Here is a 23,942-nt window from a genome sequence, read left to right as displayed (position 1 = left end):
GCCGCCTCACCGGCGGGCCTGCTCCTGGATCTCCTGGGGCCGGGGATTCCCGCCGCCCACGCGCGCGAGCACCTCGCCCGTGTGCGGGCCCCACGCCACCACGACGGCCTCCTTCGGCACCCGCTGGTCGGGTTCGAGGAGGAGCCAGCGGACGTGGTAGCGGCGCACGATGGCCTGGCGCTCGGGGCGGGTGGAGCCGGGGGAGAGATAGGCGCGCACGTCCTTCAGGCGGCGGCCCCGCACGGTCTCGTCGAGGGAGGGGTCCGGCCAGGCGGGCGCGACGAGGTTGGCGCCGTAGCCGGGGACCGAACGGGTGGGCCGGTAGCCGTCGGTGAGGACCACGTCGCCCGCGCGCATGTGGTCGGTGGCCCAGGTGTAGTCGGGCCAGCGCGGCGGCTGGTCGAAGCCGACCGGGTCGAGGGCGCGCGGCACGACGGCGCCCGCCTGGAGCTGGAAGAACCCGACGCAGGCGCCGAGCGCCGTCGCCCCCGCGAGCGCGCCGCGCCGCCAGCCCCACGGCAGCGGCGCCGCGAGCTCGACGGCGAGCGCGAACTGGAGCGGGACGAGGGTGAGTCCGAGGATGCGGCCGTAGGTGTAGTGGCCGGAGAACCAGCCGTACGCGACGACCGCGACCTCCAGGGCGAACATCAGGACCAGGGGGTCGCGGCGGTCCCTGCGCCACCGCAGCCAGAGGGCCGGCAGGCCCAGCAGGGCGAGCCAGAAGCGCTGGGGCATCTCGGTGTAGAGCTGGCGGTGGATCGCGTCCACACTGGGGTCTCCGACCAGGGAGAAGACGCTGTAGTACGGCCAGCAGAGGGCCACGGCGACGGCGGTGACCGCGGCGAGCGCGCACCGGGTCAAGGCGCGCCGCGGGCGGCCGCTGAGCGAGCGCCACAACCGCGGCAGGAACGCCACGAGCCCGATCACCGCCGCCACCGAAGAGATCGGGTGGACCAGGAGGATCACGCCGCACAGGGCGCCGAGCCCCGCGTACGGCCACGGCCCCCGGGGTGCGCGGGACAGGGAGCCCGCCCACGCCCAGGCCCAGAAGGCGAGGCCGATGCCGAAGGTCGAGGGGTAGCCGAGGTTGCCCGTCATCGACATCAGGCCGAGGTAGCCGCTCCACCAGGCCATCCGGGTGCCCCAGAGCAGGACCATCGCGAACAGGGCCAGCACAGAGGCCCATTGACGGTCCGTCAGGGTACGGACGAAGCGGTTGACGCCCGTCAGGAGCACCAGCAGGTTCACGGGGCCGGAGAGCTTCACGACCTCCCAGCCCGCGAGGCCCGTCGCCTTGGCGAACAGGGCCTGCGCCACCGCGTACGGCGAGTAGTAGGCGCTGCCGTCGCCCGGCAGGTCGGCCATGGGGTGGGCCGGGTGGAGGAGGTTCTCCTTGAGGCGCTCCACGACGGCGGCGTGCTGGCCGAAGTCGCAGCACATCGGCACCCGCCAGAAGGCCAGCGACATCACCAGCCAGAACAGCCCGCCGAAGACGAAGAAGGGGGTGGGGCGCCAGCGGCGGCCGAGCCCGGTGGCGGTCGCGCCGTGGGCGGTGCGCCGCCGCACGAGGGTCGTGCCCGCGCTCACCGCAGCAGCCTCTCGGCGACCCGGGCCGCCGCACGGCCGTCGTCGAGGTCGCAGTACGCATCGCGGAAGGAGGCGTACGACTCGGCGTGCCGGGCCGCGATGGCGTCCAGGTCGCGCAGCGCCTCGACGACCTCTCCGGTGGAGGCGAGCAGCGGGCCGGGGGCGCGGGTCTCGAAGTCGAGGTAGAAGCCGCGCACCGTGTCGCGGTAGTGCTCCAGGTCGTAGGTGTGGAAGAGCATTGGGCGCCCGGTGTGCGCGAAGTCGAACATCAGGGACGAGTAGTCGGTCACCAACACGTCGGAGACCAGGAGGAGTTCGGCCGTGCGGGGGTGCGTGGTGACGTCCCGTACGAAGGGGGCGCGGGCGCCCGGGAGGCGGCCGGAGGTCAGCGGGTGCTTGCGCACCAGCAGGACGTGGTCGTCGCCGAGGACGCGCTCGGCGGCGCGGAAGTCCAGGGCGGGCTCGTAGCGGAACCGGCCGGGGGAGTACGCGAGGTGGTCCCGGTACGTCGGCGCGTACAGGACGATCCGCTTGTCGGGCGCGATGCCCAGCTCGCGCCGCACCCGCTCGGCGACCCCCCGCCGGTCGTCCGCGAAGAGCAGGTCGTTGCGCGGCGAGCCGGCCTCCAGGATCTCACCGTCGTAGGCGAGGGCCCGCCCCAGGTGGGGAGTTGAGTGTCTGTTCGGGGAGACCAGGACGTCCCACTGGCGCGACAGCTGCGGCAGCACGTCCAGGTGGCCGTGGTCCGCGTACAGGGTGTCGGTGAGGTCGGTGCCGATGCGCTTGAGCGGGGCGCCGTTCCAGGTCTGGACGACGGTCTGGCCGGCGCGGCGCTCGAAGAAGTCCGGCAGATGGCCCGCGGTGACGATGCGGCGGCAGCGGGCCAGGGCCTCGTACCAGGCGGCGCTGTGCTCCTCGACGCCCGTGGCCCCGGCGGGCACGCGGGTCTGCTGGTCCCGCGTCACCCAGAGGTGCTCGGCGCCGGCGCCGCGGCGGACCAGCTCCTCGTGGACGGCGCGCGGGGAGTCCCCGTCGAAGTACAGGACGGCGTCGCGCAGCGGGCGGGTGCGCCGGTGCGGGTAGTGCTCGGTGCGCAGCCGGTGGCGACGGTAGGCGCCGCGCTCGGTGCGGGCGAGCACCGATCCCGCCTCGATGAGCAGCCGGTCGCCGAAGCGCCGGTCGACGGTGAACTCCCGTCCCTTGACGGACCGGTGGAGCGGCAGCGTGGCGCAGACGGCGGCAAGCAGCCGCACGGGCACACCGTCGTGGTCCGCCCGCCCGGCCGCCCTCTCCGCGCCGCCCGTCTCGCGCAGGAACGCGTACCAGCGGCCCTCCCGCAGCACCCCGCCGCCGGGCGCGAGCCGGGCGTGGAAGCGGTCGCCCTCGCGGGTCACGGGGACGGCCACCTCGTCGTCGCGCCCGCTGTGCCGGAGCACCAGCTCGGCCTCGCCCCAGCTCGCCCCGGCCGCCGTGCCCTCGACGGTGAGGGTGCCGTCCGCGTCGAAGGCCACCCGGTCGGCGACCGGCTGCCGGGTCAGCTCGACCACCAGCTGGCCCCGGTCGTTGGCGGAGGCGCACAGCTCGGCGCCGGGGCGGGCGGGGTAGCGGCCGGGGGGCAGGGCGAGCGCGGCGGCGAGGGACTTCAGCTTGCCGTCGGACAGCACGAGGTTGGCCTGCCAGCGGTCGCCGTGCGGGGGCTCGACCTCCTTGGGGGCCAGGTGCGGCGTTGCCGGGACGGACGCCAGGTCGGCGAGGGGGACGCGGACGCGGAAGCGGTCGCCGGTCAGCGTCACCGGGTAGTCGAACTCGCTCTGGGAGTGCGGGTGCGTGAGGCGCAGGGCCGTCGGGCGCGCGGCGCCGGGCAAGGTGCCGTCGAGGACCACGTCGCCGCCGTCGCCGTGGTGGGACTCGACCCGGGCCGCGTACTCCTGGACGCGCAGCACCAGGCGGCCCTTGCTGAAGCCGAGGACGAGCCGCAGCCCGTCGCCCAGCTCCCGTACGACGGACTGCGTGGCCGAGCCGTCCAGGGCCCGCACCGCCGCCCTGCGCACCGAGCCGTGGCCCGCGACGACCACGCCGAGCAGCCAGTTGCCGGGCCGCCACCGGCCGCCGGTCTTCAGCTGCTCGGGGTCGATGACCATCTCGAAGCCCGACAGGTCGTAGCAGTGCAGCCGCTGCCGGGAGTGCTCGGTGGCCTCGGCCGCCACCACGGTCCGCGTCGGCACTCGTCTGAACTGCCCTTTGTGGTGCACCGACTTGAGCAGCCCGGCCTTGATGGAGTGGCCGGGCCGGGTCGCCTCCAGGTTCCGTACGTACGCGTAGCCGCTGATCCGGAGCAGCCCGTCGGCGCCCCAGGAGGACTCGCGGACCCGGGCCACGACGGGCAGTTCGCGCCGCCCGAGCCGGGTGAGCCTCTCGGGCACCGGACGCACCCCCGGGTACACGGCCCGCCGCCGCACGGTGCCGCGCACCTGGAAGGCCGCGCCGCCGAGCCGCTCGAAGGAGAGCAGCTCGATCAGCTCGGCGGTGCGGCCCTCCCGTACGAGATGCCACTTCACGCGCAGGTCGACGGGGAGCGCCTCGATCACCGAGGGGTCGGCCCGGCGCAGGAACGCGGCGGTGTCGGCCATGAACGCGGCCCGGTACTCGGGCCCGCCCATCGGCAGCCCTTCGAGGAAGTACACGAAGTCGTCGCGCAGGCAGGAGATGTCGTACGTCTTCTTGTGCTCCGGCGCCTGCTCGGCGAGGAACGCGCTGACGTGCGCACAGGCCGAGATCCGGTCGCGCACGCCCTTCACGTCGGTGCGCCGCCGCGTGATCGAGCCCTCGCGCACCCGCCAGTAGTAGACGTGGTCGCTCAGCACGTCCACCGACGTGGCGAGGAAGTGCGCGGGGATCATGACGGGCGTGTCCTCGTACAGCTTCCCCTCGGGGAAGGTGAACGCGTGCCGGTCCCAGAACGACCGCCGGAACACCTTGTTCCAGGCGACCCGGTCGGCGAGCAGCTGCAGATCGCGGGAGATGTGGGTGCGGGTGCGCGGCCCGGTCAGCCACTTGTACTGCCACGCCTGCTGGCGCCCGCGCTCGTTGAGCCGCCAGACGTTGCCGCTCGCGAAGTCGGAGCCGGTCGCGTCCAGGCTCGCCACCATCCGCGCGTACGCGCCGTGCGGCACGATGTCGTCGCTGTCGACGAAGGTGAGGAACTCGGCGGTGGGCGAGGCGCGGCGGACCCCGGTGTTGCGGGCGGCGCTGAGCCCGGCGTTGGGCTGGCGCACGTACACGAAGCGGGGGTCGCGGGCGGCGAACTCGCGGGCGATGCGGGGGCTGCCGTCGGTGGATCCGTCGTCGACGAGGATGACTTCGAGATCCGAGCCGCCCGAGCCGCCCGAGCCGTCCGGGCCGTCTGGTCCGTCTAGTCCGTCCGGTCCGGCCAGCGTCTGCGCGGCGACGGACTCCAGGCACTCCGGCAGAAACTCCTCGACGTTGTAGATGGGCACGACGACGCTGAGACGGGGCTGCACGGCGACCGGCCTTTCGTGGGCGTACGGGGGTATTCATCCCCTTTGCCCGGCCGCGCGCCCCCCGCGTCAACTTCTCGCTCCCCAACCACTCCAATGAGTGACAAATGGTCTTCGACAGGCGGTGTCGCGCTGGCTACGGTCGGTGCCCATGACGCGCTTCTCGGTTGTCGTGCCCGCCCATCGCGTCCAGGGCTACCTGCGGGAATGCCTGGACTCCGTGCTGGAACAGTCCTTCGCCGACGTCGAGCTGATCGTCGTCGACGACGCGTCGCCGGACGCCTCCGCCGCGATCGCCGCGGAGTATGCGGAGCGCGACCCGCGCACGCAACTCGTCCGCCTCCCCGGGCACCGCGGCACCGGCGGCGCGCGCAACGCGGGCGCCGAGCGCGCCACCGGCGACTGGCTGCTCTTCCTCGACGGCGACGACGTGCTCCGCCCCGGCGCGCTCGGCGCCCTCGACGCGGCCCTCACCGAGGCGCCGGACGCCGACCTCCTCCTCTTCGCGCACGACCGGGTCGACTGGTGGGAGAACGTCCGCCCCGGCGGCGACGACCTGACCGGCGACCCCCTGGCCGTCACCCCGGCCGCCTGGAACCGCCTCTTCCGGCGGGCCTTCTGGACCGCGCAGCACCTCGCCTTCGCGGACGGCCCGTACGAGGACGTGGAGCCGGTGCGGCGCGCGGCCCTCGCGGCGGACGGGCGGACCGCGACCCTCGACCGGGTCTGTGTGCGCTGGCGCGAGCGGCGCGGCGGCAGCTTCTCCAAGACGCCCGGCGAGGAGCACTTCGCGGTCCTGCGGCGGTACGAGGAGCTGCTCGCCGGGCTCGGCGGGACGGACCGCACGCGGCTCTTCCCGCACCTGGTCACGCACCTCCTCGCGGTCCTCGACGACCCGGGCCGGATCCGCGCCGCCGACCGGCGCCGCTTCTTCCGCGAGGCGGCCCGCCTGTACGCGGCCCACGCGCCCGCCGGTGCCGAGCCCCGCTCCGGCGAGGAGAAGGCCCTCGCCGCCGCCTCGTACCCGGCCTTCGAGGGGCTGCGCAAGGCGGAGAGCAGGCGCCGCCGCGCCACCCGCAGACTCAAGCAGCAGAAGAAGAAGCTGCGCGCCCGCGCCATGCGCGTCAGCTACCGCGCCGACCGCCGCCGCGCCCTCGACCCCGACTTGGCGGTCTACGGCGCCTATTGGAACCGGGGCGTCTCCTGCAACCCGGCCGCCATCCACGCCAAGGCCCGCGAACTCGCCCCGCACATCAAGGGAGTGTGGGTGGTCTCCAGCCGCAACAAGCACCGCGTGCCGCCCGGCGTCGACTACGTCATCGAGGGCTCGCGCCGCTACTGGCAGGCCATGGCCCGCGCCACCTACCTGATCAACAACTCCAGCTTCCCCGGCGGCTTCACCAAGCGCCCCGGCCAGGTCTACCTCCAGACCCACCACGGCACGCCCCTGAAGAAGATGGGCCTCGACCAGCGCCGCTACCCGGCGGGCACGCACGGCATCAGCTTCCAGAAGGTCCTCGACCACACCGACCAGTGGGACCTCAGCCTCTCCTCGAACCCGCACTCCACGGAGATCTGGGAGCGCGTCTATCCCTCGGTCTCCTACCAGGCCCTGGAGGCGGGCTACCCGCGCAACGACGTCTACTTCACGACCGGGCCGGACGACGTCGCCCGCATCCGTGCGGAGTTGGGCATCCCGGAGGACCGGACCGTCCTCCTCTACGCCCCCACCCACCGCGACTACCAGAAGGGCTTCCTGCCCCGCCTGGACCTCGCCCGCTTCGTGCGCGCCCTCGGCCCGTCGTACGTCGTGCTGGTGCGCGCCCACTACTTCTACGGCTCGGACGCGGGCCTCTCCGACATCGCCGGGCACCCCCAGCTCATCGACGTCACCGGCCACGCGCGCGTCGAGGACCTCTGCCTCGCCGCCGACGCACTCGTCACGGACTACTCGTCCCTGATGTTCGACTACGCCTGCCTGGACCGCCCCATCATCAGCTACGCCCCCGACTGGCAGGCGTACCGCCTGGCCCGCGGCACCTACTTCGACCTCCTCTCCGGCCGCCCCGGCGAGACGCCCGGCGCGGTGGCCACGTCCGAGGAGGAGCTCATCGAGCTGTTCCGGACGGGGAGTTGGGACACCCACGGGACGACGAAGCTGCGGGAAGCGTTCCGGCGGAGGTTCTGCCCCTACGACGACGGGGGTGCCGCGGAGCGGGTGGTGCGACGGCTCTTTCTGGCGGGCGGGACCGTCGCGTAGCGGGGCGGTGCCCCCATGGCGGGTGGGTGTCCCCATGGCGGGTGGGTGTCCCCTGGGGTCAGCACTCCTGGTGGCGCAGGGCCAGGTGCGCCGCCAGGACGGCGGCCGCCACCCACAGCAGCAGGACGCCGCCGCCCGCAGCCCAGGACAGGTCGCCCGCGTCCTGGTGCGTCTGGGTCAGGCGGAGCCCGGCGCGGTCCGGGAGCAGCCGGGCCAGCGGGCGCAGCCGGGGCGCCGTGGCGAGTGCCCCGGAGACCACGAACAGGAGGGGCAGCAGCAGGCCGAGCGCGGTGAGTGAGCGGCGCACCATGAAGGTGAGGGCGCCCGCGAGGACCGCGAGGAGGCCCGCGTACGCGCCCGCACCCAGGACCGCCCGCAACGCCTCGGGTACCGAAGGCAGTTGAGCTCCGAGCACGCCGGTCCCGGCGAGGAGCGCAACGGCGCCGGTGACCAGGCCCCAGCCGAGCCCGGCGCCGCCGAGCAGGGTCAGCTTGGCCGTGAGGAGACGGCCGCGCCGGGGAGAGGCGGCGAGGGTGGTGCGGATCATTCCGGTGCCGTACTCGTTGCCGACGGCGAGCACCGCGAGGACGACGAGCGGCACCTGGCCGAACTGCAGACCGGTGAACGGCAGCCCCACAGGGTCGAGTTCACGCTGGTGCGGCGCGTCCATGCGCCGGAACTCCGGGCCGATCAGCGCGCAGAACAGCAGGCTCACCAGGACGGTGAGGGCGAAGGCCGTGCAGAGCAGAGCTGGGGTCGAGCGCACGGAGCGGAGCTTGATCCACTCGGCGGCGAGCAGGTCACGCATGGAGGGGGGCTCCCTTTCGGCTGTCGCTTTCCGCGCGGTGGCTGCCTGTGTCTGTGCCGCTGCCTGTGTCGGTGCCTGTGCCGGTGTCGCTGCCTGTGGGTGCGGGTGCCGTCGCGCGGTACTCCGCCGCCTCGGCCGTGAGGCGCAGGTAGGTCTCCTCCAATGACGGTCTCTGCGGCGTCAGTTCGTGCACGCTCACGCCGTGCCGGGCGGCGAGATCGCCGATCTGCGCGCCGCTCAGGCCGGTCACGGTCACCGCGCCTTCGCCTCCGCTCTCTTCCTTCTCTCCGTCTCCTGCGCCGTCGTACGTCACCTCGCCGCCCGCCGCGCGCAGGGCGGGGGCGAGCCGGGGCAGCCCGGGGGAGACGAGGCGGACGGCTGCGGTGCCCGTGCCGAGGAGCGTGGCCATGTCTCCGTCGGCGAGGACCCGGCCCCGGCCGATCACCAGGACGTGGTCGGCGGTGGCCGCCATCTCGTGCATCAGATGACTGGAGACCAGGACGGTCCTGCCCTGGTCGGCGAGGGCCCGCAGCAGCCCGCGCAGCCACTGGATGCCTTCCGGGTCGAGGCCGTTCATGGGCTCGTCGAGGAGCAGCACCTCCGGGTCGCCCAGGAGCGCGACGGCGATGCCGAGGCGCTGGCGCATCCCGAGGGAGAAGCCGCGCACGGGGCGGCGCGCGGCCGGGCCGAGGCCCACCACGTCGATCACCTCCCGTACCCGTGCGGACGGGATGCGGTGGGTGCGGGCGAGCCAGGACAGATGGGCGTAAGGGCTGCGTGCGGGGTGGCAGGCGGACGCGTCGAGCAGGGCGCCCACCGAGCGCAGCGGGTCGGGCAGTTCGGCGTAGGGGACACCGTGCACCACGGCGCTGCCGGAGTCGGGAGTGCCGAGCCCCAGGATCATCCGCAGCGTGGTGCTCTTGCCCGCGCCGTTGGGACCGAGGAAGGCCGTGACGCGGCCCGGCACCGCGGTGAAGGAGAGCCCGTCGAGGACTCGGCGCCCCCCGTACGACTTGACCAGGTCCTTCGCCTCGATCATGAGGTGGCCGCCGTGGGCGGGGCCGTCGCGATCGTGCGGTCCACCAGGCCCGCGACCGAGCTGTCGGAGTGCGACACCACGACGAGGGTCGTGCCCTGGTCCCGCCACCGCGACAGCTCCTCGCGCACCGCGGTCTCGGCGGCGGAGTCGAGGCCGTTGAACGGCTCGTCGAGGAGCAGCAGCCGGGGCGTGTGCGCGGTGGCACACAGGAAGCCGAGCTTCTTGCGCTGGCCGAGGGAGAGGTCGCCGACGAGGACGTCGAGGCGCTCGGTGAGCCCCAGGGACTCGGCGCGTTCGCGCAGGCCGGTCCCGGGCACGCCCCACACCCCGGCCGCGAACGCCAACTGCTCGGCCGTGGTGAGGTGTTCGTACAGCGGCGGCGGCTCCTGGACGAAGCCGCGCAGCGCCCGCACCGCCGGGTCGCCCGGCGGCCGTCCGGCGACGGTGACGGTTCCCGCCGCCGGTGCGGTGAGGCCGGCGAGGACGTGCAGAAGGGTGCTCTTGCCGCTGCCGTTGGGCCCGGCGAGCCGCACCGACTCGCCGTCCGCCACCCGGGCGTCGAAGCCGCTGAGGACGTCCGCCCGGCCGCGGCGTACGACGAGGTCCGCTATGTGGATCACTGGTGGGGCCTGGCTTTCTGGTGGGACGGGACGGGGGGTGCGGGAGGGGCGGTCCCTGCGGGCGGTGTCGCACGCGGGACAGGCAGGTCGCGGCCGCGCAGGGCGCCGAGCGCGGCGCGGGCGGCGGCCAGGGAGACGGCCAGGAGGCCGCAGTGGAGTGCCGCGGCGGCGGTGCCGTCGGCGAGGGACCCGCTCAGGGCGGCTCCCGCCGTGACCGGTGCGGTGAGCAGTGCCACGAACACGCCGTCCGTGACGTCGGCCGCCGGGGCGCGGGTGACCCGGCCGTCCGCGAAGCCCTCGGCCCGCGGCACACAGAAGTGGGTGAGCACCGTGGCGCACCCCGTGGCGAGCGCCACCACCACGAGGGCGAGCAGGACTTGGGCCCACCGGACGGGGCCCGTGACCCCGCACAGCGCGGCGAGGCCCAGGCCGCAGGGCGCCGTCACCGCTCCGGCCGCGAGCGCGGCGGTCACCGCCTTCGCCGCCACCCAGGAGCCCGTCGGGTGCGGCGACTGGCGCAGCGCGTCCCAGCAGTCCCGGTCGGCCTCGATGCCGCAGACCTGCACCACCTCGCTCGTCGTGATCAGCGCGACGGCCACGAACAGGGCGCCCACCGCCGTGAACGGCAGCCGCCACAGCGGATGTCCGAGGGTGAGGACGAGGGCCGCGCAGGCCGCGCCGACGAGGACGCTCAGCCGCTGGAGCCGCGCCAGCGGGCCCACCGTCTCCGGGTGTCCGCGCAGCAGGCGCAGCCAGGTCACGCGCCGGACCATGCCGTACGGGGTGACGGGCCAGGGCCGCCCGGAGCCGGCCGCGGCACCGGTGGCCGCCGCTCCGGGGCGACCGGAGTCCGCGTCGCGGCGGACGGTGGCCCGCACGCGGAGCGCGGCGAGCGCCGCCAGGACGAGGACGAGCGCGGCGTACCCGAGGGCGGTCGCGGCGGCCCGCTCCGGCTGGTGCAGTTCGGTCCAGAGCCGGGGGCGCGCGGCGGTCAGGGCCGTGCCGACGAGCCGGGCGGCATGCTCCTCGTCCGGTCCCGCGTCCCCGGCGAGCGCGCGGGCGAAGGGCGCCGCGACGACGCCGAGGAGGACCCCCGCCGCCCCGGCGAGCAGCGCCCTGGGCAGCTGCGCGACCCGGGTCACGCGCACCATGAAGGCCGTCACCAGCAGGACGCGCAGCGCGGCCCCGCACGCCGCCGCCCCCACCAGGTGCACGAGCAGCACCGGCAGGACGCGGCGCCCCTCCGCGCCGGCGGCGAGCCACGGCACCGTGATCGCGGCGGTCGCGCACACCACCGCACCCGCCACCCCGGCCGCCGGGACGACGAGCCGGGCGGTCACCAGGTGGGCGCGGGTCACCGGCAGCGTCGCGAGGACGTCTGCGTCGGGCGGGCTCACCAGGGCGCGTGCGGCGGCCGGTTCCGCGCTCAGGACCTGGATGAGGAGCCAGAGCGCCACGGGCGTCCACGTCCAGGCGGGCAGGTCCGCGCGGATCGCGGGGGAGTCGGGGGGCAGCAGCACGCCCAGGGTGCGGCCCAGGACGACGAGGGTGCCGAGCACCGCCGCGCCGCCCGCGCCCGCCACGACCCGGACCGCCCGCCGCCGCGAGTGCGCCGAACTCCCCGTACCGGAAAGGAGGTTGAGCCGCCGCCTGGCATCGGCGAGGCAGAGCGCGAACGCCGTACGGAGCCAGCCGCGCACCCCCGCCGGGCCCGTCATGCCGCCTCGCCCGCGCGCGTCCCGCCGAACCGCTCCGCGGGGCAGAGCACCGTGGCCGGGACGACCAGCGCCACGAAGACCCCGGCGAGGAGCTTCGGCGCGGTCGCGGTCGGCAGGTACAGGCCGAGGAGGCCGAGCGGTGCCCACCACAGCACCCCGCCCACGATCATCAGGACGCTGCCCCAGCGGGCGACGGCGACCAGCAGCCCGAGGGCGAGCAGCGCGACACCGCTGATCAGCCAGACGACGCCGAGGAGTTGGAGGACGTCCATGACGTCGCCGGGGTCGCCCCGCAGGTCGTCGGACGCCTCCACCGCGCGGCGGCTCGCCCCGGCCGTGGCCCGGAACACGAAGAAGTAGGCGAGCGCACACGCGCCCGCGGCCGCCGCGAGCACCCCGCCCGCGATGCGCACCCCGGGGCGGGCGATGCCGTCCACGACCACGGTCCAGCAGCGCAGGACGAACCGGATGAGCCGGGGATTGCCGAGGGTGCTGAAGAAGAGGCGGTGCAGCATGGTTCTCCGAGAGGGCGGTGCGCGGGGGGAGTCGAGCGGTGTGGGGGAGACGGCGGTACGTGGGGGAGCCGGGGGCGACGGCGGCGGCCCGGCCGGATCAGGAGGGCAGCAGCAGGAGCGCGGTCGCGTACACGGCGGTGACCCCGGCCGCGGCCGCGGCGGCGCGCGGCCATCCGGCCCCGGCGATCCGTCCGGCCGCGGCCAGCGCGCAGGGGAGCAGCACCAGCCAGCCGTCGAGGAGCGTCACCGAGGGAACGGCCCGGGAGATCCCGTCGCCCAGAGCGAGCCGCACCAGCGTCCAGCCGGTCAGCTTGGCCAGGACGAAGGCGATCCAGCCCAGCGTGAACGCCCGCCGTACGCGGGTGAATCCACCGCTCCCGGCCGCCTCTGGCGCAGGTCCGCCGTCGCCGCCGAACCGCAGGCGCAGGGCGACGGCGCCGAGGGCCCCCAGTGCGAACCCGAGGACCCCCAGCGTCACGATGTTGGCGAGCACGCTGGTGCACCACGCGACGGCCGTGCCGATCCCGATCGCACCGTCGGGGGCGTCCTCGACCCGCTCCAGGACCCGGGCGCGCAGCTCGCTCCACAGCGGGACGCCGAATCCGACGGTGGCGGCGACGAGGGCGCCGACGCCCAGTGCGTGGCCGCGCCTGCCCAGCAGGCGTGCGGCCCGGCCGCCACCGTGCCCCGCAAGGTCGGCACCCGCCTCCGGCTCCTCCTCCGCGCCACCGTGGACCGGAAGCCCGGCCCGTTCCGCGTACTTCACGTGCTCACCCATGTCTCCACTCCCGCCGCCACGATCAGTCCTCCCACCGCCGCGCCCCACATCCGGCAGGCGTCCTGGAACCCGAGCCCCCGCCGCCGCCCGCGCCCGAGCCCGGCCCGCGCCCACGTCACCAGCGGGACGAGACCGGCCGCCGCCGCGAGTGCGAGGCACGCCAACTCGAGGGGCATGTGCGGCAGCAGGTGCCGCACGACGCCGCGTACACCGAGGACCTCGCTGCCCTGCCCCCAGTAGTAACCGGCGAGGGCGCCCGTCACGAGCGTCAGCGGGATCGTCAGCAGGCCCAGCGTGACGACGCCCAGGAACAGCGCCGCCGAGATGCCGACGTTGCGCGAGAGGATCTCCAGGAAGAGCCCGGTGCTGGGCTGTTGGTGGTTGCGGCTGACCCCGGTGGGGTCGGTGGGCGCGTACCACCAGCCGACGCCGAACGCGGCCAGCCACAGCAGTGCGCCGCACACCACGGCGGGCCACTGCCTGCGGAAGAGTCCGGTCACCTCGGGGGGCCCGGTCGTCGTATCCCTGGGCCGGGTTTCCAGCCGGGTTTCCATACGGGTATCCATCAGCCGGTGTTCATCGGTCTTCGATCCCTGCCGGACCGGTCCGCCGGGACCCACGGGGGCCCCGGCGGACGCGGGTGCCGTCGGATCAGGCGATGACGGCCTTCTTGCCGCCCGCCTTGATGGCCTTCTTGACGCCCCAGATGACGATCGAGCCGATCGCCAGGCCGCCGCTGACCAGGCCGATCGCGGACGCGACGTCCATGCCGGCCATGATCGACTGGTAGACGGTGGAGGCGGAGTCCTTGCTCATGTTGAGCGCGTTCTTCAGGAAGAAGGGCGCGGCCGTCGCGGCCACCATGAAGGCGCCGAAGACGGTGGCCGTGACGGCGCTGGCGGACAGGGTGCGGCGGGCTGCCGAGCGGTTCATGTCGAGCGTTTCCTTTGCAGGGTCGAACGGTTCATTACGATCGGACGCGTGCCCGCCCCGATTGGCGCGGGGCGGGCACACGCGTCCGGCCCCGGCGGTGCACGCCCGGGGCCGGTGTTGATCTTGTGGTGAATCCGCCGGGCGCCCCACTGCCTGTCGGCGTGGCCGTTCGGCAGTTACTGGCGCGTAATGGCCTCAAATCCGGCATAGGGGGCGGGAGTTCTGGGGTTTGAGGGGGTCCGTCACCGAGCGTCACGGGTGGTCCGCTATGGGGTAGGTTGACCCCGACCACTTGATCAACTCTTGACTTCATGGCCGCTGGGGGGAGTCATGCTGCACATAACGGTTGCCCATCACCATCCACTGATCCGCAGGGGACTCGCTCAATCCCTCGCGGACTGCGGGGAGTTCACGGTCAACTCCGGCGCGGGCGTCGACGAGGCGCTCGCCGAGCTGCGGAGCCGCTCCCGCACCGTGGTCCTGGCCGCGCGCGACCTCCCCGGGATCGACCGGCTGCTCTGCGCCGTCCGCGACGGTGAAGTCCCCCGCCACCCGGTCGCGTTGCTCGGCGCGGCGGCCGCCGTCATGGAGCTCTCCGCCGTCGGGCTGCCCCCGGGCGTCTCCGGCTACCTCCCCGAGGACGCCGAGGTGGGCGCCCTCTCGCACGCCGTGCACACCCTCGCGTCGGGCGCCGCCGTGCTGCCCGCCGCCTGGATCCTGCGGACCGGCGGCATCGTCACCCGGGGCGTCCCGCGGCAGGGGTACGGGCAGGGATACGGGCAGGGATACGGGATGTCGCCGCTGTCGCTGCGGGAGCGCGAGGTGCTCGCGCTGCTCGGCGAGGGGCTGACGAATCAGCAGATCGGTACGCGGCTCGGGCTCAGCGCGGGCACCGTCAAGTCGTACATCAGCGCCGTCTACGCCAAGTGCGGCGTGGACAACCGCGTGCGCGCGGCGCTGTACGCGCACGGGATAGAGGTCTCCGCCTCCGCCGCGTGACCTGGCGGGTCCGCCCGTGGCCCGGCTTCAACCGGGGCACGGGCGGGGGCGGGGCGAGGGCCGGGGAGCCGGCGGCGCCGGGGAGTCAGCGGCGGCGCAGGGCCTTCGTCACGATGGGCGGCAGGACGTTGACCGCCACCCGGCGGATCAGGGAGCGCTTGGCGGGGGCGGTCGCCGCCCCGCCCGGCTGGGCGGGGATGCGGGCGGCCGCCGGCTTCTTGGCGGCGGGCCCGGCCGGCTTCTTGATGGAGAGGCGCAGTACCGGGTCGCCGTCGATGAGGTTCTCGCTCACCTCGCAGCCCGGCACCGTCGGCGCCCACTCCCGCAGCCGCTCCTGGAGGGGCTCCGGGTCGCCCCACGTCGCGTACATCTTCAGGCCCGAGACGCAGATGGGGCGCATGCCCTTGGTGAAGACGGCCTCCCACACGGCTGCCGAGACGCCCGGCGTGTGCTCGGTGCGGTAGTCGTCGAGGGAGACGACGCCGTGGCCCTTGAGGATCTCGCGGGTCGTGTCGATGTCGACGCTCACGTCCTCGTACATGTGCGAGGCGTCGATGTGCACGAAGCGGCAGCTGTCCGCCGGGATCGAGTCGGCGAGGACCGTCGTGCGGGCCTGCACGATCTCGGGCAGCTCGTCGTGGAAGGCGAGGTAGTTGGTCTCGAAGGCCCGCAGGGAGAGGGTCTTCTGGTAGAAGTCCCGCGTCTCGGTGCGGCTGTAGGCGCCCTGCGACTCCTCGCCGAACAGGTCGCACACCGTGAAGGTCTCGCCCTGCTGGAGGTGGCGGCCCATCACGATGGTGGACTTGCCGAGGTAACAGCCCATCTCCAGGAGGTTCCCGCCGCGCTCGGCGGTGGCCTCCAGGAAGAAGGCGAACAGCTGCTGGTCGAGCCGCTGGAACCAGCCCGGCACGTCGTCCAGCTTGGCCGGCTTCTTCAGCTCGGGCTCGGTGGTGGTGTCGGTGGCGCTCATGGACAACTCCTTGATGAGGGTGGGGAGGACGGGGTGGTGATGTGCTGGGGGCGGGGTGGTGGCGTCATGGCGCCGCGAGGCGCCGGCCGGGGCGGAGCACGTCGCCGCAGTCGCCGCGGCGGCCCGCTTCCTGTGCCCGCAGCTGCCGGGTGACTTCCTTCTTCGCCCAACGCTGTGTGGCGGCAAGCCTCTTGGGGTCCCGCACGGCGTCCGCGCGCACCCAGTCGCCGCCGTCGCCCTTGGCGGACTTCTCCTCGTACAACGGCAGATAGCCCTCGGCGGTCATGCGCTTCGGGGTGAGGCCGGGGTAGGACGCCCAGTAGCCGTGGGCGTGCACGAGGGTCGGCCGGAGGGTCCGGAAGACATAGCGGCGCAGGCCGGGCATGTCGTGGGCGGCGAACGCGTCGGCGATCGTCGGCTCGGTGAGGCCCGCGAGGTCGTACACCTTCAGGTCACTGGTCAACAGCGTGCCGCCGAGGTTGTTGATGAGGTACGTCGGGTGCTTGAGGGCGAGCCGGTCCGCGTACTCGTTGAAGACCGGGCCGTAGCGGTCGGCGACGACGCACATCGGCAGCGTGGGGTGGGCCCGGAACTCGGCCGCCTGCTCCCGCTGTCCGCCCCAGGCGAGCAGCAGCGCCCCGCAGACGGCGGTGGCCGTGAGCGCGCGGGCCCGCACCGTGCCGCGCTGCAGGACCCCGGCGAGGGCCACGCTCACCGCGAAGGACGCGAGCGCCCACACCGGCGTCGCGAAGCGGTACATGCCCATCCAGTCGGGCTTGAGGACGCCGAAGGACGTGAGGGTGAGGGCGAGGGGGAGGAGGACCGGGGCCAGGCCGGAGCGCAGGCGGCCGGGGCGGCTGAGCGCGAGGCCCACCACCCCCGCGCCCGCGAGCACCGCCGTCCAGCCCGCGAAGGCCAGCAAGTCACCTGTCCCGGCGAAGAGTTCGAGGGTCGGGGTCTCCTGCGCCTTCGCCACCGCCGTGTTCGGCACGAGCCGCCCGAACTCCGCGTACCGCCAGCAGAGGAACGCCCCGTACGGGACCAGGAACGCGCCGCAGCTCAGCGCCGCCGCGCGTACGGACGCCCCGAGCCGGGGCCGGGTGACGTGGAGGAGCAGCAGCAGGGGGTGGACCGCCGCGAGGACCGCGCCGTCCGGGCGGGTCAGGGCGGCGGCGAGGGCGAGGAGCCCGGCGAGGACCGCGGGGCGGCGCTCCAGGAGGGCGCCGTCCACGGAGGCCCTGGCGAGGACGGCGGCGAGGACGGTCGCCGCGAGGGCGTAGAGCGGGTTCTCCAGGCCGGAGAACATCCATGCGGTGAAGGAGGCGTTGGCGGCGAGCAGCACGCCCGTGAGCGCGACCACCGCCCAGGCGTGCTTCACCATGGAGCGCGCCGCCCACCCCACCGCGAGCAGGATGCCGAGCGCGCACAGCAGGCCCAGCAGCTTCGGGTAGAGCACCAGGTCGGGCACCCCGAAGTAGGCGCGGTGGTCGAAGAGTCCGAGCCGCCGCCCGACCAGCAGGAGCAGCAGCCACAGCGGGTTCGAGTAGCCCTCGACGGGCGGTGAGCCGGCCTGCTGGACGGGGCCGAGGCCCTCGTCGATGCTGCGTGCGTACGCGAAGGTGATCGCGGCGTCGTCGACGATCCACTGCCCGAGCCGGGCGCCCTGGGAGCCGATGAGCGCGGTGCCCGCGAGGGCGGCGCCCAGGACGGGCATGCGGGGGCGCCAACGGCTGTTCTTCCGGGGCGGGTTGGCGTCCTCGGGCGCCGTGCCGGGGCGGGGGATGGTGGGGGTGGTCTGGGTCATGCGTGGTTCCTGATCTGGAGGGGGGCCTCGGCGGCGGCCTGGGTGGAGCTCTGCGCCGGGATGTCCGTCGGCGGCTGCTGGCCGAGCATGAGGCGGCTCACCACGCGGGCGGCGGCGTGCCCGTCGTCGTACTGGCAGAAGCGCGCGCGGAACGCGGCCCGCAGCCGGGCGGAATCCCCGTCCTGCCAGCGGCCGTCGCGCAGCAGCCCCGCCAACTCCTCGGTGGAGCGCGTGACATGGCCGGGCGGCTGGGCGGGCAGGTCGAAGTAGGTGCCGCGGTTGGCCTGGTAGGTCTCCCAGTCGTCGGCGTGCACGACGATGGGGCGGTCCAGGTGGGCGTAGTCGAACATCAGGGCCGAGTAGTCCGTGACGAGGGCGTCCGAGGCGAGCATGAGGTCCTCGACCGAGGGCTCGTCCGTGACGTCGAGGATCAGCCCGCGCCGCGCCAGGTCCGCCAGCTCCAGGCCGCGCACCGGGTGGCGGGAGAGCGAGTAGTGGAGGCGGACCAGGACGGTGTGGCCCGGGCCGAGCTCGCGGGTGAGGCGGTCGAGGTCGACGCGCCGCACGAAGCCCGTGGAGTGGTGGTCGCGGCGCGTCGGCGCGTACAGGACGACGGTGTCGTCGGCCGGGATGCCGAGGCGGCGGCGGACGGCGGCGCCGTGCCCCGGGTCGGCCGTGAACAGGATGTCGTTGCGCGGGCTGCCGGTCCGCTCCGACGCGTAGTGGCAGGGGTAGGCGCGGTCCCAGACCCGCTCCGAGTGCTGGTTGGCGACCAGGCTGTGGTCCCAGCGGTCACAGCGCCGCAGCATGCCCCGGACGTTCAGCCGGTGGGTGGCCGCCGGGTGCCCGAGCAGGTCGAGGCCCATGTGCTTGAGCGGGGTGCCCTGGTGGGTGTGGATGTGCACGGAGCCCTCGCGCTTGACCAGCTCGTGCGCCCAGTTGACGTTGTTCACGAAGTACTTGGCGCGGGCCACCGTCTTCCAGTAGCGCAGCGAGTTGGGCAGCACGTGGTCGGTGCCGGGCGGCAGCTCCTCCACCGCGTCGGGGCGCACCACCCACACGCCCCGGATGTGCGGGGCGAGCTGGCGGGCGCGGGCGTGGATCGCGGCCGGGTCGCCGAGGACGCCGCGGTGGTGGAAGGCCGAGTAGACCGCGAGGTTCGGGTCGAGGGGGCGCAGCGAAAGGGCCTTGTGCAGCAGGAGCTTGACCCGGGTCGCGGTGCGCCTGCGCCAGCGCCGCCTGCGCTTCTTCAGGGCCGAGAGCAGGGCCCGGCCGCGACGGTGCAGGGCGAACGTCCAGTACGGGGCGCGGGAGAGCAGCCGCAGCGCCGTGCGGTGGCCGCTGTCCGGGAGCCGGAAGGCGGCGGGCCGGTGGCGGCGGAACCGCCCGGCGGCGAGCCGGTAGAACTCGGGCTTGTCGCGGGTGGGAAGGCGGTTGTTCTTGTCGAGGATCTCCAGGCAGTGCTCGGCCATGCGGCGGTGCAGATACGGGCGCCAACTGAGCAGCTCCGGGCGGGAGTCGAGGAACGCGAAGACCCGGTCGTACTGGTCCAGGATGTCGAAGTGCTTACGGCTCGTGGTGCGCAGGATGTTGCCCTGGCGGCGCTGCCGGTAGAGCAGGCAGACCCGGTCGAGGACGGCGATGCGGGCCGCGGACATCATCACCGGGAACGTCCACGGGGTGTCCTCGTAGTAGCCCGGCGGGAAGCTGAAGCCGTACTCCTCGACGAAGTCCCTGCGGTACGCCTTGTTCCACACCACCATGATCAGGTCGAGGAACTCGGGCCGTTCGGCCGCGGTGAACACGGCGTCCCCGGCCTCCGCGAAGATCTTGTGCATGACGTTGCGCTGGAACCCGCCCCACCAGTGCGTGCGCGCGTAGTCGAAGATCAGCACGTCCGGGTCGCCGGAGGTGCCGAGCCGCTCGGCGAGGGCGGCGAGGGTGCCCGGCGTGTAGGTGTCGTCGCTGTCCAGGAAGAGCAGATAGTCGCCGCTCGCGTGCGGCATCCCCGCGTTGCGGGCGCGGCCGAGCCCCACGTTCTCCTCGAGGTGCACCGCCGTGACCCGGGTGTCGCGTGCCGCGTACTCGTCGATGATCGCGCCGCAGCCGTCCGGTGAGCAGTCGTTGACGGCGATCACCTCGAAGTCCGTGAAGGACTGGGCGAGAACCGAGTCGAGGCACTCGCGCAGGAAGCCCTGGACCTTGTAGGCGGGGACGATGATGCTGAAACGGGGCACGGACACTTCCACGGGTCGTGAGCGGGTGGGGACGGGGCGGGGCGGATTCAGGGGCCGCGGCAGAGGGCGGCCTCGGCGGCCACCGGGTCGGCCGGGTAGCGCAGCGTCGTGCGGGCGTAGGACCCGGTGAGGTTCCGCCAGAACCGGGCGGGCGTCAGGGGCCGGCGCACGGAGTCCTGGAGCTCCCGCAGCGGCCCGCAGCGCAGGGCGTGGCGGGCGGCCGCGACGCCGCGCGGGTCGATGCCGGGCGGCAGCGGGGCGGCCGGGTCGGCGAGGTCGGCGGCCATCCACTCCAGGGCGACCGGCTTCTCGTGCCCGGCGCGCGCGGTCCTGGAGCGCTCCATGTGGGCGCCGAGCGGATAGGCGAGGCTCAGCGGGTCGACGGCGAGCCCGTCCAGGGGGACGGCGACTCCGCCGTAGCCGAGGAACTCGATGGCCCCGGCGACCGGCACACCCTGTTCTCCTCGCTCTCCCCGCTCTCCCCGCTCTCCTTGGTCGCGGGCGGCCAGCGGAAGCCGCAGATAGCGGCGGTTGTACTCGACCTCAAGGACCAGCTGGGGTGCGGGAGTTCGCAGTGCGCCCGCGATCTCCTTGCGGAACTTCGTGGGCCGGGCGGCGTGCTCGCGCTGGCTGACCGGGTACAGGTGGCGGGTGGCCCGCTGGTAGCCGACGTGGGTGTCCCAGATCTCCCCGCGCGGCGAGACCAGCGGCGGCCGCCACAGCGCGAGACAGCACCCGGCCCAGACGGCGACGACGACGCAGGCGGCCCCGGCGGCCCGGCTCCACGGCACCGCCCACAGCGGCAGGACCAGCAGGAACAGGCCGGGCAGCAGCATCCGCCCGTGCATGAAGTCACCGCCGACACGGGTGACGTAGAGCAGCGACAGAGCACCGGACAGCAGCGGCGCGACCACCAGCGGCGGCACCGCACGCCGTCGTACGACGAGCCGTACGACGAAGAGGACGGCGAGCACCGCGAGCGCGCCCAGCGGCAGCCACAGCCGGTACGGCAGCACGAAGTTCTCCGCGTACCAGAGCCCGCGCCCCCAGTTGGCGTCCGACGCCTCCTTGGTGAGGCCCGGCAGCGGCACCAGGACCCCGTAGTAGCCCGCGCGGAAGATCTCGTACGCGAGGGGGAGCGCGCAGGCCGTGGCGGTGAGCCCGGCGAGCGCGCGGGGCCGGGGCCGCAGCAGCGCGTACCAGGTGCCGAGGAAGACGAGGCTGACCAGGGCCAGGTCCGGCCGGACCAACGGCCCGAGCCCCAATACAGAAGCCATCAGGTGGAGTTGACGCTCACGCCGGGCGACGAGGAGCCACCAGCACAGCGCGAGCCACGCCGTGCTGAGCCCGCTCTCCAGGCCCGACGTCGCGTAGTCCCACACGGCGGCGACCGGCACCAGGACCAGCACGCCGAGGGGCAGCAGCCGCCGCCCGCCGTGCAGTCGCCGGGCCGCGTCCCCCGCGAGCAGGAAGCCCGCCGCCGTGCAGAGGAGGCCGAGCGCCACCGCCACCAGGGCCGGGTCGGCCCGGCTCACCAGCGAGACGAGGGCGACCAGCCACTGCCACAGGGTGCCCGTCGAGGTCTCGGCACGCTCGCCCGCGTTGTAGACCGGGCCGTTCCCGGCGAGGATCTGCCGGACGGCCCGGGTGTAGATCAACGCGTCGTCGCCGAGCCAGCGGTGGTGGTATCCGAGCGCGGTGACGGCCGCGGCGGGCAGCACGACGACGAGCCCGTTCCAGCCCCCGGGCCCGCCCGGCCGGGGCAGCCGGGGCAGCCGGGGCACCCGCCCCCGCGCGGCCTGGGCCGGGACCGCCGCCGCCGGAGCCGCGGTGGCGGGGGTGCTGGTCGACGGGGGCAAGGCAAGCTCCAGGTTCGGATGGGTCGGGGGCGAGGGCGGGGCCCTCAGTGCACCGGCTGCCGCGCCGCGGCGGGGGCAGGCACCCGGTCCGCCAGGGGCACCGGGGGCCGGATCGCCGCCGGGTCCTCGCCGAGCAGCACGCGCCGCACCACCCGCTCCGCCGCGTGCCCGTCGTCGAACGCGCAGAAGCGCTCCCGGAACTGGGCCCGCAGCCGCCGCGACCGCTCACCGCGCCAGTCGCCGCCCCGGAAGATCCGCACCAGCTCGTCGTGGGTGCGCGCCACCGGGCCCGGCGCCTCGGCGGGCAGGTCGAAGTAGACGCCGCGCGAGTCGCGGTAGACGTCCCAGTCGTCGGCGTACACGACGACGGGCCGGTCCAGGTTGGCGTAGTCGAACATGATCGACGAGTAGTCCGTGATCAGCGCGTCCGAGGCGAGACAGACCTCCTCGGGGGAGCGGTGCCCGGTGACGTCGATCAACTTGCCGGACGCCACGGCCTGTTCGAGCCCGGCCGAGCCCTCGTAGAAGTGGTGGGCGCGCAGCAGCACCACGAAGCCCTCGTCCAGCGCGTCGCAGAACGCGCCGAGGTCCAGCTGGGGCGTGAAGCCCTGCCGGTAGTCGCGGTGCGTCGGCGCGTACAGGAGCGCCACCTTGCCCTCGGGGACGCCGAGTTCACGCCGCACCCGGCGCACGTCGTCGGCCGTCGCCGCGTAGTAGGCGTCGTTGCGCGGATAGCCGTACTCCAGCTGCTCGAAGCCGCTGGGGAAGGCCCGCTCCCAGACCTCCGTGGAGTGCCGGTTGGAGGAGAGGTTGAAGTCCCAGCGGTCGGTGCGGGTCAGCATCTTCCCGAACGGGCCGAGCCCGGCGGCCGCGGCCGGGTACTCGGCCTGGTCGACGCCCATGTGCTTGAGGGGCGTGCCGTGCTGCGTCTGGACGTGCACGGTGCCGGGGCGCTTCTTGACCCGGCCCTCGAAGTTGACGTTGTTGAACGTGTACTTGGCCGTCGCCATGACCTCCCAGTAGCGCGGGGAGCCCGTCACCACCCACTCCACGCCCTCCGGCATCTGGTCCGCGTTCTCCTCGGCGACCAGGAACACGCAGCGGATGTGCGGGGCCAGCTCGCGCGCCTTCGCGTGGATGGCCGCCGGGTTGCAGGTGTAGCCGCGGCCCCAGTACGCGGAGAACACGGCGAGGTTCTCGTCGACGGGGCGGCGCAGCGCGCGCAGGTACGGGCGGTTGCCGCGCCGCCACGGCAGCTTCGCGGAGAGCCGCTTGATGCCCGTGATCCCCGAAAGGGCCTTCTCCAGAAGGGACTTGAGGCCGCGCACCGCGCTGAACGCCGCGTACGAGCCGGAGGCGAGGAGCGCGTGCTGGAGGCCGATGCTGCCGCCGGGGCGCCGGAACCCGGCGGGCCGGTGGCGGCGGTAGAGCCGCGCCGCCCGCCGGAAGTAGCGGCGCCGCATCCCCCGCGACGGCAGCCGCGCGGGCGTCGACGCCGTCTTGAGGACCTCGTGGGTCAGGCGCCGGAAGACCCGGGCGAGCACCGGCGCGGGCGGCTTCAGGGCGGCCGTCTCCGTCATCGCGAGCCCGAACTGGTCGAGCAGCTCCTGGTGGTGGGCCCCCGGCAGCCGGTTCCGCATGCCCTGGCGCCGCTGCAGATGTCGTACGCAGACCCGGTCGAGCACGGCGATCCGCTCGGCCCGCAGCGCGACCAGGACGCTCCACACCACGTCGGTGAACATGCCCGGCGCGAACGAGAGCCGGTGCTCGGTCACGAACCGCCGCCGGTACGCCGCCGAGAACGCGGGCACCAGCGGATCCGGCAGCGCCGCGTGCCGCTCCACGCTGAACACCCCCGTCGGCGCGCCCTCCCACAGCCGGGCCAGCGCCGGGCCCTGCTCGCCCTCGAACCAGTGCACCCGCTCGTGGTCGAAGAGCAGCAGATCGGGGTCCCCGGTCTCGGCCAGGCGCGCGTCCAGGGCGTGCAGGGTGCCCGGCGTCATCGTGTCGTCCCCGTCGAGGAAGAGCAGGAACTGCCCGCCGGCCGTCGCGGCGCCCGCGTTCCGCGCCCCCGGCAGCCCCCCGGCGGGCGGCGCCACCACGGCCCGCACGCGCGGGTCGCGCGCCGCTTGCTCGGCCACGATCGCGGCGCTCGGGTCGGCGTCGGCGTCGGCCGTGGAGACGACCGCGATCAGCTCGAAGGCGTCGAAGGACTGCCCGAGCACCGAGGCGAGGCAGTCGGCGAGCCGCCCCGGTACGCCGTGGGTGGGAACGATGATGCTGAAGCGCGACAAGAC

17 protein-coding genes are annotated in these 23,942 nt (G+C 74.3%); 2 read left to right on the top strand and 15 right to left on the bottom strand.

Going from position 1 to position 23,942, the window contains the following annotated elements:
• Positions 1-6: 6 nt before the first annotated feature.
• Together ACQB60_RS28345 and ACQB60_RS28340 are read right to left on the bottom strand one after the other, a co-directional pair.
• Positions 7-1,587, bottom strand: coding sequence for a hypothetical protein (locus ACQB60_RS28345; protein ID WP_496928910.1), 1,581 nt, complete (start codon positions 1,585-1,587; stop codon positions 7-9).
• The gene (locus ACQB60_RS28340) at positions 1,584-5,108 is read right to left on the bottom strand and encodes a bifunctional glycosyltransferase/CDP-glycerol:glycerophosphate glycerophosphotransferase (protein WP_496928909.1); all 3,525 of its coding nucleotides are present in this window, start codon (positions 5,106-5,108) and stop codon (positions 1,584-1,586) included. The genes ACQB60_RS28345 and ACQB60_RS28340 overlap by 4 nt, the downstream gene beginning before the upstream one ends.
• Positions 5,109-5,256: 148 nt before the next feature.
• Here ACQB60_RS28340 and ACQB60_RS28335 point away from each other — a divergent pair, with 148 nt between their 5' ends.
• The gene (locus ACQB60_RS28335) at positions 5,257-7,365 is read left to right on the top strand and encodes a bifunctional glycosyltransferase/CDP-glycerol:glycerophosphate glycerophosphotransferase (protein WP_496928908.1); all 2,109 of its coding nucleotides are present in this window, start codon (positions 5,257-5,259) and stop codon (positions 7,363-7,365) included.
• Between the two features lie 58 nt (positions 7,366-7,423).
• Here the strand turns inward: ACQB60_RS28335 and ACQB60_RS28330 are convergent, their stop codons facing one another.
• The 8 genes from ACQB60_RS28330 to ACQB60_RS28295 form a co-directional block, all read right to left on the bottom strand.
• On the bottom strand, positions 7,424-8,173 hold the full coding sequence (locus tag ACQB60_RS28330) for an ABC-2 transporter permease family protein (protein WP_496928907.1): 750 nt from the start codon (positions 8,171-8,173) through the stop codon (positions 7,424-7,426).
• Entirely contained in the window at positions 8,166-9,212 is a 1,047-nt protein-coding gene (locus tag ACQB60_RS28325; protein ID WP_496928906.1) for an ABC transporter ATP-binding protein, read from the bottom strand. The genes ACQB60_RS28330 and ACQB60_RS28325 overlap by 8 nt, the downstream gene beginning before the upstream one ends.
• Positions 9,209-9,832 (bottom strand): ATP-binding cassette domain-containing protein, encoded by a 624-nt coding sequence (locus ACQB60_RS28320; protein ID WP_496928905.1) that lies wholly within the window; start codon positions 9,830-9,832, stop codon positions 9,209-9,211. Before ACQB60_RS28320 ends, ACQB60_RS28325 begins: the two co-directional genes overlap by 4 nt.
• Positions 9,829-11,550: a hypothetical protein gene (locus tag ACQB60_RS28315; RefSeq protein WP_496928904.1), complete on the bottom strand. Its 1,722-nt coding sequence runs from the start codon at positions 11,548-11,550 to the stop codon at positions 9,829-9,831. The genes ACQB60_RS28320 and ACQB60_RS28315 overlap by 4 nt, the downstream gene beginning before the upstream one ends.
• The gene (locus tag ACQB60_RS28310) at positions 11,547-12,065 is read right to left on the bottom strand and encodes a hypothetical protein (protein WP_496928903.1); all 519 of its coding nucleotides are present in this window, start codon (positions 12,063-12,065) and stop codon (positions 11,547-11,549) included. The genes ACQB60_RS28315 and ACQB60_RS28310 overlap by 4 nt, the downstream gene beginning before the upstream one ends.
• Positions 12,066-12,162: 97 nt before the next feature.
• Positions 12,163-12,843, bottom strand: coding sequence for a hypothetical protein (locus ACQB60_RS28305; protein WP_496928902.1), 681 nt, complete (start codon positions 12,841-12,843; stop codon positions 12,163-12,165).
• Positions 12,828-13,397, bottom strand: coding sequence for a stage II sporulation protein M (locus tag ACQB60_RS28300; protein WP_496928901.1), 570 nt, complete (start codon positions 13,395-13,397; stop codon positions 12,828-12,830). Before ACQB60_RS28300 ends, ACQB60_RS28305 begins: the two co-directional genes overlap by 16 nt.
• Positions 13,398-13,494: 97 nt before the next feature.
• The gene (locus ACQB60_RS28295) at positions 13,495-13,776 is read right to left on the bottom strand and encodes a hypothetical protein (RefSeq protein WP_496928900.1); all 282 of its coding nucleotides are present in this window, start codon (positions 13,774-13,776) and stop codon (positions 13,495-13,497) included.
• A 330-nt stretch (positions 13,777-14,106) separates the two neighbouring features.
• On the opposite strand from ACQB60_RS28295, the gene ACQB60_RS28290 reads away from it, so the two are divergent.
• Entirely contained in the window at positions 14,107-14,775 is a 669-nt protein-coding gene (locus ACQB60_RS28290; protein ID WP_496928899.1) for a helix-turn-helix transcriptional regulator, read from the top strand.
• Between the two features lie 85 nt (positions 14,776-14,860).
• Here ACQB60_RS28290 and ACQB60_RS28285 read toward each other — a convergent pair whose 3' ends face one another.
• From ACQB60_RS28285 to ACQB60_RS28265, 5 genes are all read right to left on the bottom strand, one after another.
• Positions 14,861-15,745, bottom strand: coding sequence for a class I SAM-dependent methyltransferase (locus ACQB60_RS28285; RefSeq protein ID WP_496928898.1), 885 nt, complete (start codon positions 15,743-15,745; stop codon positions 14,861-14,863).
• A 64-nt stretch (positions 15,746-15,809) separates the two neighbouring features.
• Complete coding sequence (locus ACQB60_RS28280) at positions 15,810-17,549, bottom strand: hypothetical protein (RefSeq protein ID WP_496928897.1); 1,740 nt, start codon at positions 17,547-17,549, stop codon at positions 15,810-15,812.
• Positions 17,546-19,786: a bifunctional glycosyltransferase/CDP-glycerol:glycerophosphate glycerophosphotransferase gene (locus tag ACQB60_RS28275; protein ID WP_496928896.1), complete on the bottom strand. Its 2,241-nt coding sequence runs from the start codon at positions 19,784-19,786 to the stop codon at positions 17,546-17,548. The genes ACQB60_RS28280 and ACQB60_RS28275 overlap by 4 nt, the downstream gene beginning before the upstream one ends.
• A gap of 47 nt (positions 19,787-19,833) precedes the next feature.
• Positions 19,834-21,645 carry an arabinofuranosyltransferase AftB family protein gene (locus ACQB60_RS28270; RefSeq protein ID WP_496928895.1) on the bottom strand — a complete coding sequence of 604 codons (1,812 nt, stop codon included), beginning with the start codon at positions 21,643-21,645 and terminating at the stop codon, positions 19,834-19,836.
• 44 nt (positions 21,646-21,689) lie between these two features.
• Positions 21,690-23,939: a bifunctional glycosyltransferase/CDP-glycerol:glycerophosphate glycerophosphotransferase gene (locus tag ACQB60_RS28265; protein ID WP_496928894.1), complete on the bottom strand. Its 2,250-nt coding sequence runs from the start codon at positions 23,937-23,939 to the stop codon at positions 21,690-21,692.
• Between the last annotated feature and the right edge of the window lie 3 nt (positions 23,940-23,942).

It is taken from the genome of Streptomyces odontotermitis (assembly GCF_050510915.1).
Taxonomy (GTDB): domain Bacteria; phylum Actinomycetota; class Actinomycetes; order Streptomycetales; family Streptomycetaceae; genus Streptomyces.
This window is presented reverse-complemented; position numbering and strand designations above follow the sequence as displayed.